This window comes from Sporichthya sp., from assembly GCF_013815995.1.
Classification (GTDB): domain Bacteria; phylum Actinomycetota; class Actinomycetes; order Sporichthyales; family Sporichthyaceae; genus Sporichthya.
In genome coordinates, this window is sequence record NZ_JACDFE010000135.1 from 1 (window position 1) to 12,148 (window position 12,148).

General features: G+C 68.4%; 16 protein-coding genes. 9 read left to right on the plus strand and 7 right to left on the minus strand.

Going from position 1 to position 12,148, the window contains the following annotated elements:
* From H0X00_RS15135 to H0X00_RS15160, 6 genes are all read left to right on the plus strand, one after another.
* On the plus strand, nucleotides 1-1,208 hold a 1,208-nt coding region (locus tag H0X00_RS15135; protein ID WP_293772493.1), incomplete at its 5' end, for an ABC transporter substrate-binding protein.
* Nucleotides 1,202-2,002, plus strand: a complete 801-nt coding sequence (locus H0X00_RS15140) for an ABC transporter ATP-binding protein (protein ID WP_293772494.1) — start codon at nucleotides 1,202-1,204, stop codon at nucleotides 2,000-2,002. The genes H0X00_RS15135 and H0X00_RS15140, both read left to right, overlap by 7 nt.
* Complete coding sequence (locus tag H0X00_RS15145) at nucleotides 2,002-2,709, plus strand: ABC transporter ATP-binding protein (RefSeq protein WP_293772495.1); 708 nt, start codon at nucleotides 2,002-2,004, stop codon at nucleotides 2,707-2,709. Before H0X00_RS15140 ends, H0X00_RS15145 begins: the two co-directional genes overlap by 1 nt.
* A gap of 58 nt (nucleotides 2,710-2,767) precedes the next feature.
* Nucleotides 2,768-3,997, plus strand: coding sequence for a cytochrome P450 (locus H0X00_RS15150; protein ID WP_293772497.1), 1,230 nt, complete (start codon nucleotides 2,768-2,770; stop codon nucleotides 3,995-3,997).
* A complete protein-coding gene (fabG, locus tag H0X00_RS15155) occupies nucleotides 3,994-4,758 on the plus strand; it encodes a 3-oxoacyl-ACP reductase FabG (RefSeq protein WP_293772499.1) in 765 nt (254 codons plus the stop codon). The genes H0X00_RS15150 and fabG overlap by 4 nt, the downstream gene beginning before the upstream one ends.
* Nucleotides 4,759-4,831: 73 nt before the next feature.
* Entirely contained in the window at nucleotides 4,832-5,557 is a 726-nt protein-coding gene (locus H0X00_RS15160; protein ID WP_293772501.1) for a hypothetical protein, read from the plus strand.
* Here H0X00_RS15160 and H0X00_RS15165 read toward each other — a convergent pair.
* Nucleotides 5,554-6,582, minus strand: a complete 1,029-nt coding sequence (locus H0X00_RS15165) for a ferredoxin reductase (protein ID WP_293772503.1) — start codon at nucleotides 6,580-6,582, stop codon at nucleotides 5,554-5,556. The two genes, H0X00_RS15160 and H0X00_RS15165, sit on opposite strands and share 4 nt — an antisense overlap.
* A gap of 59 nt (nucleotides 6,583-6,641) precedes the next feature.
* Entirely contained in the window at nucleotides 6,642-7,739 is a 1,098-nt protein-coding gene (locus tag H0X00_RS15170; RefSeq protein ID WP_367186646.1) for a fatty acid desaturase, read from the minus strand.
* Between the two features lie 321 nt (nucleotides 7,740-8,060).
* Here H0X00_RS15170 and H0X00_RS15175 point away from each other — a divergent pair, with 321 nt between their 5' ends.
* Nucleotides 8,061-8,729, plus strand: a complete 669-nt coding sequence (locus H0X00_RS15175; RefSeq protein ID WP_367186647.1) for an alpha/beta hydrolase — start codon at nucleotides 8,061-8,063, stop codon at nucleotides 8,727-8,729.
* Between the two features lie 81 nt (nucleotides 8,730-8,810).
* Here H0X00_RS15175 and H0X00_RS15180 read toward each other — a convergent pair whose 3' ends face one another.
* From H0X00_RS15180 to H0X00_RS15195, 4 genes are all read right to left on the minus strand, one after another.
* On the minus strand, nucleotides 8,811-9,005 hold the full coding sequence (locus H0X00_RS15180) for a hypothetical protein (protein ID WP_293772507.1): 195 nt from the start codon (nucleotides 9,003-9,005) through the stop codon (nucleotides 8,811-8,813).
* Nucleotides 9,006-9,356: 351 nt separating this feature from the next.
* Complete coding sequence (locus H0X00_RS15185) at nucleotides 9,357-9,593, minus strand: hypothetical protein (RefSeq protein ID WP_293772509.1); 237 nt, start codon at nucleotides 9,591-9,593, stop codon at nucleotides 9,357-9,359.
* Nucleotides 9,594-9,616: 23 nt separating this feature from the next.
* Nucleotides 9,617-10,222 (minus strand): flavodoxin family protein, encoded by a 606-nt coding sequence (locus H0X00_RS15190; protein WP_293772511.1) that lies wholly within the window; start codon nucleotides 10,220-10,222, stop codon nucleotides 9,617-9,619.
* A gap of 62 nt (nucleotides 10,223-10,284) precedes the next feature.
* Nucleotides 10,285-10,725 carry a MarR family transcriptional regulator gene (locus H0X00_RS15195; protein WP_293772513.1) on the minus strand — a complete coding sequence of 147 codons (441 nt, stop codon included), beginning with the start codon at nucleotides 10,723-10,725 and terminating at the stop codon, nucleotides 10,285-10,287.
* A 104-nt stretch (nucleotides 10,726-10,829) separates the two neighbouring features.
* On the opposite strand from H0X00_RS15195, the gene H0X00_RS15200 reads away from it, so the two are divergent.
* Both H0X00_RS15200 and H0X00_RS15205 read left to right on the plus strand, forming a co-directional pair.
* A complete protein-coding gene (locus H0X00_RS15200) occupies nucleotides 10,830-11,168 on the plus strand; it encodes a rhodanese-like domain-containing protein (protein WP_293772515.1) in 339 nt (112 codons plus the stop codon).
* A 110-nt stretch (nucleotides 11,169-11,278) separates the two neighbouring features.
* The gene (locus tag H0X00_RS15205; protein WP_293772516.1) at nucleotides 11,279-11,500 is read left to right on the plus strand and encodes a hypothetical protein; all 222 of its coding nucleotides are present in this window, start codon (nucleotides 11,279-11,281) and stop codon (nucleotides 11,498-11,500) included.
* A 9-nt stretch (nucleotides 11,501-11,509) separates the two neighbouring features.
* On the opposite strand, the gene H0X00_RS15210 is transcribed toward H0X00_RS15205, so the two are convergent.
* Nucleotides 11,510-11,965, minus strand: a complete 456-nt coding sequence (locus H0X00_RS15210) for a hypothetical protein (RefSeq protein ID WP_293772518.1) — start codon at nucleotides 11,963-11,965, stop codon at nucleotides 11,510-11,512.
* Between the last annotated feature and the right edge of the window lie 183 nt (nucleotides 11,966-12,148).

The following is a 12,148-nucleotide window of genomic DNA, read 5'->3' on the forward strand; positions in this document are numbered from 1 at the left end:
CCGCTGCCCCGCCGGCGTCGGCCGCGGGCAAGGGAAAGCCCGGCGCGGCCAAGCCCGGCGCCGCCGTGGCCGGCACCGCGTCATCCCCGTGCACCCAGCAGGGTGCGCCGCTGATCCTCGGTCAGAACGGAACCTTCAGTGGGCTGGTCGGGGCCTCGATCGGTGCCAACCGGATCGGGCTGGCCATCTGGCAGAAGGCGGTCAACGCCGCCGGCGGCATCCAATGCCACCCGATTCAGATCTTCCAGGTGGACGACGGCGCCAGTCCGGCCCAAGCAGCCTCGAATGTCTCCGACCTGATCTACAACAAGAAGGCCGTCGCCATCCTCGATGCCGCGGTGCCGCTCACCCTCGACGCGGTCCGTAGCGTGATCAACAAGGCGAACGTCCCTGTCGTGGGCGGGGACATCTCCGACCCGGGTTGGTTCGAGGACCCCCTGCTCTTCCCGCAGGGGACCGGGCCCATCGAGGGTTTCACGGGCGGCATCGCTCTCGGCAACAAGCTCAAGGGCTTCACCAAGCTCGGCATCCTCTACTGCGTCGAGGCCGCGATCTGCGCAACCATCCACAAGGAGGAGGAGCGGATGGCCGCCAACTCCAACACCACGCTCGCCTACAGCCAGTCCATCTCGCTGACGCAGAGCTCGTACACCTCGGAATGCCAGAACGCCAAGAACGCAGGTGTCCAGATCATCTACATGGGTGCCGACGGATCCGCCCTGACCCGGCTGGCGAGTTCGTGTGCCTCGCTCGGTTACTTCCCGGGCCTCAGCGGCCCCGGTATCGCGATCTCACCGGCGCTGTCCAAGAGTGAGGCCCTCAAGAAGGCCGGGGTCTACCTGGGCACGATCGCCGCGCCGTTCAACACCAGTGACAACCCCGGGACGGCCGAGTGGACGGAGGCGGTCAAGAAGTACGCCTCCGGTCAACCCGTGGATCAGAGCGCCTCGAACGCGTGGGCTGCCGGCAAGATGCTGCAAGCCGCCCTCAACGCGGTGGGTCCGTCGCTGCGCGAGCGCGCGATCACGACTCAGGACATCTTCGATGGCCTCTACAAGCTCAAGAACGAAACCCTTGGCGGTCTGGTTCCCCCGCGCACGTTCGTCAAGGGTGAGCTACCCAAGCGCGTCGGGTGCTACTGGGGCCTGATCCTGGACGGTAACGGCTTCTCCGCGCCGTACGGCGGCCGTCGGCTGGGCACATGCTGACCGGTGCGGGCGTCACCGCACCCGGTTTGGGCGTCCACGAGCTCTCGGTCCGATTCGGGGGCCTGCTCGCGGTCGACTCCGTCACCTTGGAGGCGCCGCTCGGGCGTCTCACGGGGCTCATCGGCCCCAACGGCGCCGGCAAGACGACGACGTTCAACGCCTGCTCCGGACTCAACCGCCCGACCAGCGGCTCGGTGTCGTTGTTCGGTCAGGACGTGACCAGGCTGGCCCCGCACGCCCGGGCGCAGCGTGGGCTCGGGCGGACGTTCCAGCGAATGGAACTCTTCGACTCGTTGACCGTGCGGGCCAACGTCGGCCTCGGCTGCGAGGGCGTGATGGCCGGGTCCCGCCCGTGGAAGTTCCTCCGCGCCTCGCGCGCCGAACGCAGCCGGATCTCGGCGGCGACCGAAGAGGCGATGGAGAGCTGCGACGTCACCTCACTAGCTCACCGTCGCCCGGCCAGCCTCTCCACCGGTCAGCGGCGCTTGGTCGAGCTCGCCCGGGTCGTGGCCGGTGGGTTCCAGATGCTTCTGCTCGACGAACCCTCCTCCGGTCTGGACCGTAATGAAACTGGGCGCTTCGGCGAGATCCTGCGCCAGCTCGTGGCTCAGGGCCGGGGGATCCTGATCGTGGAGCACGACATGGAGCTGGTCATGAGCTGCTGCGACTATCTCCACGTCCTGGACTTCGGCAGGCAGATCTTCGATGGCACCCCGGAACAGGTTCGGGGCAGCGATCTGGTCCGCGCTGCGTATCTCGGCTCCGAAGCCGCGGAGAGCGCGGCGAGCTCCTGATGTTGGCGCTCAACGGAATCAGTGCCGGCTACGGGGACACCACCGTGCTGCGCGACATCACCCTGCAGGTTCCAGACGCCTCGGTGGTCGCCCTGCTCGGTCCCAACGGCGCGGGCAAGACCACGCTCCTGCGGGTGGCTTCGGGTCTGCTCCCCACCTCGGCCGGTTCCATGAGCATCGACGGGGCGGACGTGACCGGTCTGAGCCCACATCGACTGGTCGCCGCCGGGGTGTGCCACGTGCCCGAGGGCCGCGGGGTCTTCCCGAACCTCTCGGTGCGCGACAACCTCCAGGTGCAGTCCCGACGCGGCCAGGAGGCGGAGGCGGTCGAACGCGCGGTCCACGCTTTTCCCCGCCTCGGGGAACGCCTCGGCCAGTTGGCCGGGACGATGTCCGGGGGTGAGCAGCAGATGCTGGCCCTGGCCCGCACCTATGTGCAGAAGCCGTCGGTCGTGCTTCTGGACGAGGTTTCCATGGGGCTTGCACCCAAGGTCGTGGACGAGATCTTCGATTTTCTCGGGCGCCTCGCCGGCGAGGGTGTGAGCCTGCTGCTCGTCGAGCAGTACGTGACGCGCGCCCTGGCTGCAGCGGACTACGTCTACCTGCTCAACCGGGGCGAGATCACGTTTGTCGGGGAGCCGTCGGAGCTCTCGGACGAAGACGTCTTCGCGAGCTATGTCGGCGCACACGTGGGATCGCAGTCCTGACCGACTCACGTCAGCCACCACCGCAGGCCCATTCCTGATCGATCTGGAGATCTCCCCGATGAGCGACAATGCCGGCGCAGCAGAGCAAGTCCTACAGCGGCTCTTCACTGACCCGGAAGCGATCCGGAACCCCTACCCCTTGTACGCGCAGCTGCGCGACCTCGCCCCGATGCATCGCGCCCAGATCATTCCCGTCTGGGTGTTCAGTGGCTACCCGGAGGTCGATCACGCTTTCCGGACCGTCAGCTTCGGCAAGAGGGATGAACTCACGCGCGGGTTCGGGCACGAGTTGGCCGACGACCAGACCTATGCGTTCATGTCCAAGCATTCGATTGTGCGGCAGAACCCGCCGGACCACACTCGCCTCAAAGGCCTGATCTCCCGGGAGTTCACCGCCCGCCGGGTGCAGAACATGGCACCCCACATCGAGGCGTTGACGAAGGAGCTCCTCGGCCGCGTCGAAGACCCCTCGGACTTCGACCTGATGAATGCCCTCGCTTTCAACCTGCCGGTACGGGTCCTGGGGGAGCTGCTCGGCGTTCCGGAGGCCGACCAGGGCCAGTTCCGCGATCTCACCATCTCCATCACGAAGCTGATCGATCCCTCCTGCTCGCCGGAGATGCTGGTCAAGGCCAAGGCCGACTGCCTGGTCATGGAGCGCTACTTCCTCGATCTGATCGCAGAACGCAGGCGCAAGCCCAGCGACGACCTGACCACCGCCTTGATCAATGTGCGTGACGGCGAGGACCGCATCACCGAGGACGAGTTGCTCGCCACGATCATGGTGCTGTTCTTCGGTGGCGTCGAAACCACGACCAGTGTGATCGGTTCGCTGGTGCTCAGCCTCCTGCAGCACCCCGATCAGCTTGCGGCGGTCCGCGCGGATCGCACCCTCGTCCCCGGTGCGGTCGACGAGACGCTGCGCTTCCAGAGCCCCATTCAGGCGACCGCGCGAACCGTCCTGGAGAGCTCGGTGATCGATGGGGTTGAGCTCGCCGAAGGTGACATCGTGCTGACCTACCTCGGCAGCGCCAACCGTGACCCGAGGAGGTTCACGGATCCCGACACCTTTGACATCCGCCGAGAGACCGGCCAGCATCTGGCTTTCGCCGCGGGCATGCACTTCTGCATCGGTGCCGCGCTCGCCCGGCTCGAAACCGGCATCGCCCTCAATCAGATCCTCGACCGGTTCGTAGACCTGGCTCTGATTGATGACACGCCGGACTGGCGGCCCAATGCCACGGCCCGCGGGCTGGACACGCTGAGGCTGAGCGGCACCATGGCGTGAGTGGAACGCAGGGCCGTACGGCGCTGATCACCGGGGCCGGGCAAGGCATCGGCGCGGCAATCGCCATGCGGCTGGCAGCTGACGGAGCGTCAGTAGCAGTACTGGACCGCAACGCCGAGACGGCCGCAGTCGTGGCCAAGAGGATCGTCGAGTCCGGGGGGAAGGCGATCGCGGTCGGCGCCGATGTCACCGACCGTGCCGAGGTGACGGCGGCGGTGGAGACCACGGTGGCGGCCTTCGGCGCTCTCAGCATTCTGGTGAACAACGCCGGAGTCACCCGGGACAATCTGCTGTTCAAGATGTCCGACGAGGACTGGTCCACAGTCGTTGATGTGCACCTGCGTGGCGCGTTCCTCTGCTCGCAGATCGCGCACAAGCACATGGTCGACGCAAAGTACGGCCGGATCATCAACATGTCCTCCATGTCGGCGCTGGGAAATCGTGGCCAGACGAACTACTCCGCGGCGAAGGCCGGCCTCCAGGGCATGACCCGGACCCTGGCGATCGAGCTGGGCCCGTTCGGTATCACGGTGAATGCGATCGGACCCGGCTTCGTGGAGACTGCGATGACTGCAGCCACTGCCGAGCGGGTCGGCGCGAGTATGGAGGAGTTCAAAGAGCGGGTCGCCGCGGCCTTACCAGTGCGTCGCACCGGCACGCCGGCCGAGATCGCCCACGCCGTGGCGTTCCTGGCCGCCGACGAGTCCTGGTACGTGACCGGCCAGGTGCTCTACGTCGACGGCGGCGGCTCGCTGCGCTGAATCCGGTGTGGACGGAAGGAAGGAGGGGCCAGACGATGAGAGCTGAGCCTGCTCGCGACAGCGGGGGCCCCGGGTGACCAAGCCGATCCAGCTGACGATGGCGTACTGCGGCTACGCCTTTCTCGGAGTGTTCTTCGCCGGCCTGCTCATCAGCGGCTTCTTCCCGCCGATCCCGCCGGACAACACCGCGGCCGAGGTCGTCGACCAGTACCAGCGCGAGGCCGACCGGATCCGGGCTGGTTGCCTGATCATGATCTTCGCTGCCGGCCTCACCATTCCGTGGTGCGCTGTGGTGAGCACGCAACTGGTCCGGGTGGAGGGTCGCTTCACGCCGCTGTGCTTTGCCCAGCTCGTCTGCGGTGCGGTGGGGGTGCTCGCGGTCACCGTGCCGATGCTGGTCTTCTCCGCGACGGCCTTCCGCCCGGACCGGGACCCGGAGGTCACGCAGGCGCTCAACGACCTCGCCTGGTTCCTGTTCGTCATGAACTGGCCGTTCATCACGGCACAGGCCACCGTGATCGCCGTCGCGATCCTGGCCGACGGCCGCCCGGACCCGATCTTTCCGCGGTGGGTCGGCTACCTCCAGCTGTGGTGTGCCGTGTTGTTCATCCCTGCCGGGCTGCTCACCTATTTCAAGACCGGGCCGTTCGCGTGGAACGGACTGCTCTCGTTCTGGATGGCCGCCGTCGCCTTCGGGGTCTTCATGCTCGTCACCACGTGGGCGACGACGCGCGCGGTTACGCGGCAGTTCGCCCCAGGTAACGAGGCCTCCAGTACCCAGGTAGGTCCCCGGGCCTAGATGTCCAGCACGCAGTCTCCGGCGGGCGCGTTGATGCAGGTCTGGATCATCTGGTGCCCGCCTTCGTGTTCCGTGCCGGTGCGCAGGTCGCGCACCCGACCCGCGGTCAGCGGCAGGACGCAGGTACGGCAGATACCCATGCGGCATCCGAAGGGCATCAGGATCCCGGCCCGCTCACCGGCTTCCAGCAGGGTGGTGGCGCCGTCGGTCTCGACGGCGAATCCGGAGGTGGAGAAGCGCACGCTGCCGCCCGCGGATGCATTGCCGATACGAGCGGACGCGAACTTCTCCCGGTGCAGCGAAGGCGCGCGGTTGGCGTCGGCCCACACGCGGCCGGCCTCCTCCAGCAGGGAGTCGGTGCCGCACACCCAGGCCTGACGTTCGCGCCAGTCGGGACAGAGGCGTTGGAGGTCGTGGGTCAACGAGATCCGTCCGTCGCGACGGCTGAACTGCTCGTGCAGGCGGAAGCTCGGGTGATGGTCCCTCAGGTCATGAAGCTCCGCGCGGAAGAGCATCGCTTCGGGGTCTGGGACGGAGTGCACCAGCACGACGTCGGTCATGCTGCCGCGGCGGTCCATCGTGCGCAGTATCGCCATCACCGGTGTGATGCCCGATCCGGTGGTGATGAACAGCAGCCTGGGCGGCGGCGGCTCGGGCAGGAAGAAGTCGCCCTCGGGCCGGGCCAGGCGGACCACGGTGCCGGGTTCGAGGCCGCGGACGAGGTGTCCAGAGAGCATCCCCTCGGGCATCGCCTTGACCGTGATGGTGAGGGTGTCGGTGCGAGCGGTCGGCACGGACGTGAGCGAGTAGGAGCGCCAGCGGAACCGGCCGTGCAGGGCGGCCCCGATGCCCACGTACTGCCCGGGCCGATGCTCGAAGCGCCAGCCCGCGCCCGGCGCGATCGTCAGGGTCGCGGAGTCCGCCGTTTCCGGGACCACCGAGACGATGCGGCCGCGAAGTTCGCGCGCCGACCACAACGGATTGATCATGGCCAGGTAGTCGTCCGGAAGCAGGGGAGTGGTCAACCGTTCCGCGGCGTCGCGTAACCGCCGCAGGCCGATCGGAAGGGACGGGAGCGACGTGATCACATCCAGCCCGCGTTTTCGCCGCCGGCGACGCGGCGACCCCCGCCGGGCAAGGCGAGCCGGGCGATGGTGAGCAGGACGCCCGCGTATTGCCTGGGCAGTGATCCGCTGGTGTACGGCAGCCCGTAACGAGCGCACACCTCACGGACCTTGGGTGCGATCTCGGCGTAGCGGTTTGAGGGCATGTCGGGGAACAGGTGGTGCTCGATCTGGTGGCTCAGGTTGCCCGTCATGAGGTGCAGCAGCGGCGGGCCGTCGAGGTTGGCGGAGCCGAGCACTTGCCGGATGTACCAGCCCCCGGGGGACTCGTCGACGAGTTGATCCTCGGTGAAGGTCTGCGCGCCCGCCGGAAAGTGCCCGCAGAAGATCACCGTGTGCCCCCACACGTTCCGCGCCACGTTCGCCACCACATTGGCGACCAGAGTCGTGGGCGCGGCCGGCCCGGACAGCAACGGGAACGCCACGTAGTCCTTGATCCACTGGCGCCGGATTTTCTGCCACAGCCCGCCGATCTCGGCGCGAGCCTGGGACCACGGCTTGTCTCCGGCCGCGACCTTGTCCAGCTCGAGGTCATAGATCGCGATGCCGTACTCGAAACCGAGCGAGAGGCCGAGGTTGTACAGCGGCTGGAAGAGATGGATCGGCTTCCAGGGCTGGGCGGGGTCGACCCGGATCGCCGAGTAGCCGAGGTCGCGGTCCTTGCCCAAGATGTTGGTGTAGGTGTGGTGCACGACGTTGTGCGAGCGCTTCCACCCCGCCGCCGGCGACACGGCGTCCCACTCCCATGTCGTCGAGTGAATCTCCGGGTCGCCCATCCAGTCCCACTGCCCGTGCAGCACGTTGTGGCCGATCTCCATGTTCTCCAGGATCTTCGCCACGGCCAGCGCCCCGGTGCCCGCCAGCCATGCCGGGGGGAACAGCGACACCATCAACAACGCGCGTCCGCCGAACTCCAGGCCGCGCTGGACGGCGATCACACGGCGGATGTAGTCGGCGTCGGCCGCACCCAGGTCACCCATCACCTCGGCGCGAATCGCATCGAGCTCCGCCGCCAGGCGCGAAACCTCGAATTCCGACAGGCCTGCGGTCGTTCGCAGCGTGCTGCTCCTCGCCGTCACCACGGCCTGGGTGATCGCCGGTTGAGAAACCGTGCGTGAGTTCGGCAACAGGACCCTCCACGCGCTGAGCTGGTACCTCGCGCTGCCGGGGTCTGGGGCATGTACACGCGGCCTGGAAGCGATCCAGGCGACTCGACCATAGGCTCCATCCGAACCCGGCGTCGTATCGAAGGGTTACGTTCTGAAGAACTGCTGACGTGGTTATGGGCCGAGGTGCGCCTCAGCTTGGGGGCAGCCCCCGCGGGCCGGGTCCTCCCTACGCCCGGCGCCGGAATAATCGTCGCCATGACTTCTGCCGGGATGTTGGAAACCGTCGAGTTCGAGACCGGTCCGAACCCGACGTGGACGGTGATCCTGCTGCACGGGCTCGGGGACAGCGGTGACGGCTGGGCACCGGTCGCGCCGCACATCGTCCGGGACGGCTGGCCGCCTCTGCGGTTCGTGTTCCCGCACGCGCCGGTGCAGCCGGTCACGATCAACGGCGGAATGCGCATGCGGTCCTGGTACGACATCGTCAACCTCGAGGACATCGACCGCCGCGCGGACGCCGCGGGTCTGGCGCAGTCGGCTCAGGCGGTCGAGGCCCTTATCGAGCGCGAGGCACAGCGGGGCGTGCCCGCCTCCCGCCTCGTGCTCGCCGGCTTCTCGCAGGGCGGCGCGGTCGCGCTGACGCTCGGTCTGCAGCGCGCCGAACCCCTCGCCGGTCTCGTGGCGTTGTCCAGCTACCTGCCGATGGCCCAGCGGGTGATCGAAGGCGCGCGCCGGGGCGAGCCGTTGCCGGTCTTCATGGCGCACGGGCTCTATGACCCGGTGCTCCCACATCGCGCCGGCGAGACGGCGGCCGACCACGTGCGCGGGCTCGGGCACGACGTCGAGTGGCACTCGTACCCGATGCAGCACGAGGCGTGCCCTGAGGAACTCGACGCCCTCGCGGCGTGGCTGTCCGCGCGGGTGACGACCCGGATCTGACGCTTCAGCACCGGCATCCCAGGGGTGCAGGAAACGAAAGAGCCGGCCCGAGATGACGGGCCGGCTCAGTGTGTTACTCGGTCAGGCTTCCTTGACCCAGTCCTCGACGTGGGCGCAGGTGCTGGCAGCGCCGGCGGCCTGACAAGGGGCGCAACTGCTGAACCCGGTGCCGTGCTTGTGGGGCTTGATCGTGCTGACGTCAAACGGCGGCGTCCGGGTCGGCTTGGCCGAGTCGGCGTTCCGGGCAACCTTGGTGGCGCGCATCTTTACTGACAACGATTTGTCCCCTATCCGGTTCTGGCTGCCCAGATCCGGGCGAGTCCATGAACGACCATTGTCGCAGCATTTTTGCTCCGGCGCTCCGCCCTTGCCGCGTGGCCGCGCTCACGCGCGGGGAAATCAGCGGAAATGCGGGTCGCTCAGCTCGCGTCTTCGCTGCGCGAGACGCGGGGGATAGCCGGGTCCGATCGGCATCTCGGTCTCTTCGGCGAGAGCCGCTCGCCGCAAGGGGCGCAGGTGGACACCGACTGAGTGTCTTTTCCGCAGGCGTGGTGGTGCAGCGTGATCGGCGGACCATCCGGGCCGGCCATCCAGCGGTCGCCCCAGGCGCCCAAGGAATCCTGAGCGCTACTCGCCGGCGCGGCGCTCCGCGCCGGTCTCCCCGGAGAAGTTGTCGTCGCCGCCCACCCGGCCGACGAACTCGCCGCCCGCGCCGGTGCCGGTGGTCGTACCTTCCTGGGGCGTGCGGTTCTCGTCGCCGCCGATGTCCCTGGCGTCGGCCCGCGCGTTGTCGGGTTCGACGTCGGCCTCAGCGCGGCCGTCGTCGCCGGTGATCTTCTCGACGATGTCGTGGATCTTGGACATGATTCCTCCGAACTGATGGCGGGTCAGGACTTGGGGTACGCCGCGTCACGCAACAGCCTCGCCAGGTGGACGGCGTTCACGGCAGCGGTGCGGGTGGCGGCCCGGGTCTTCTCCGGACGTTTGTCGAGGTCCTTGTAGTCGGTCGAGCCCATGGCCTCGCCGACCCAGTACGTGCCCGCGGCGGCAGCGGCGCTGAGGCCCACGTCGTTGAGCGCCTGCAGGGTGTCGGCGACGACCCGGTGCGCGCCGTCCTCGTTGCCGACGACAGCGACCATCGCGACCTTGCCGTACATGGTCGGGCGGCCACCGGCGTCGGTCTCCGACAGTTCCGCGTCGAGGCGCTCCAGCGTCATCTTCGCCACCGAGGCGGGCTGGCCCATCCAGATCGGGGTCGCCAGCAGGACGATGTCGGCGTCGAGAACCTTCCGGCGGATCGCGGGCCACCCGTCGCCGTCGCCCTCATCGGTGCTGACGCCGAAGCGGACGTCGTGGTCGACGACCCGCACCAGGTCACAGGTGACCCCGTGGTCGGCGAGTTCGGCGAGCACTTCGCGCGCGAGCACCTCCGTGGACGACTCGGCGGGGGACGGTTTGAGCGTGCAGACCAAGGCGAGAGCGTTGAGGGGCATACATCCTGCCTTCCCGGCGGAGGTGCAGGCATGCGTCACCCCGGGGCGGGGGAGCGCTGCGCTCACTCTTCGGCCGCGACGACCTTCTGCAGCGCCGCGGCAACGGCGGCGACCTCGCGGGCACTCAGGTGCGCGGTGAAGTGGTCGTCGATCGCGCCCAGATAGGTCGGCGCCGCCGCGCGCAGGCGGTCGCGGCCCGCGCGGGTGATGGTGGCGAACGAGGAGCGCTTGTCATCCGGGTTCGGCACCCGCTCCACCAGGCCCGCCCGCTCCAGTTCGCTGACCACCCGGCTGATCTGCTCGCGGCTGAGCACGGCGGCCGCACCGAGGTCCGACATCCGCAGACGCCGGTCCGGTGCGGCGTTCAGCACCAGCAGCACGTCGTACCAGGACAGCTGCAGGCCGGCGCCCGCCACCGCCCGCGCCAGCTTCGGGACCACCGCGGCGTGCGTGCGCAGCAGGGCCGCCCAAGCGGTGACTCCGGGGCTGTCGTCTCTGGCCATGTAGCACGCTAACACCCATGTGCGTGTGCACGCACATTGACATCGCGCCCGGGGGCGCTCAACATGTACGTGCGCACGCACATAAAAGCGAAGGGAACCCCGAGATGGTCCAGATCGTCACCCGCTCCGACGTCGAGAACCTGCTGGCCGAGGGCCGGCCCGTTGTTCTCATCGACGCGTTGTCCCAGAGCTACTACGCCCAGCAGCACCTGCCGGGCGCGATCAATCTCCTCGAGTCGGACGTCAACGAGCTCGCGGCCGGGCTGCTGCCGGACAAGGCCCAGACGATCGTCACGTACTGCTCGAACGAGGCCTGTCAGAACAGCAAGGCCGTCGCCCGCCGGCTTGAGGCGCTCGGGTACACCGATGTCCGGACCTACCCGGCCGGCATCCAGGACTGGGTCGAGGCCGGCAACAGGACCGAGACCTACGCGGCGTCCTGATCCCGGGGGAGGGCGGTCGCCCCCGGGTCCACCGGAGGTGGCCGCCCCCGCGACGCGCCGATGATCGCCGCCTACCGCGCCGAGCGGCCCGGACGGCGGATCCTTGGAACATGACAGCGATTCAGATGGAACTGACCCGGCTGGACGCGCAGCTGACCGAGGCCGCGGATCTCATGCGCGGCGGAGTCGATGCCGAGATGGCCGAGGCGGACGCGGCCGTTCGCGCACTGGCCCAGGGCATCGCCGCCCGGCGCCGCGCCGCCTTGGCAGCAGTGGACGAGGCTGCCGAGCGTCGCCTGCTGGCCACAATTCCTTCGCAGGTCAGGTCCTAGCCGCATCGTTCACGATGCCCCGCTGGTGAGTACCAACAGGTATTGCCCGCCGCCCGGGTCGACACGCACGCCGAACGTCAGGTCCGGGGCCAGTCGCGAGAGCCGGTCGAGCAACCACGCGCCGGCGGCGTCCGCCTCCTGCTGAGCCGGGCAACGGGCAACGACCTCGCGGCCGCCCTTGCTTCGCATCCGGTCCACCGTGGCCACGATGGGCGCCGGATCGACGACGAAGAGGTCCTTCCCCCACGGCACCACGGGTGCCACCTTGCCCTTGCCGGTGTTGCACGACCGGTGCGCTAGGCGCTCGACTCCGGTCGAGCCACCCTTCTTGCCCTTCTTCGGCTGCTCGCCCGCGTCGACACTGGGGCCGCGGTCGGAGTTCACGGACGAATCCGGGTCCACCGCTTCGTCACACAGCCAGCAGCGCCAGCCGTCCCGGTCGCCGACCTCACTCAGGGTGCTCATGGCCCTGACCGTACGGGGGTCGCACGTCCTGATCTGCGTCCGGCCAACTAGCACCTCTAGGAGCCTGCTGAACAATGCGTGTCGGTCTGGACCTGCCTGCGGGCGCCTCGAGACGATCAGTTCATGCAGGGTCGCAGGATCGATGAGCTTGAGTTGTTGGACGCGGAGTCCGTAGCGGGGCAT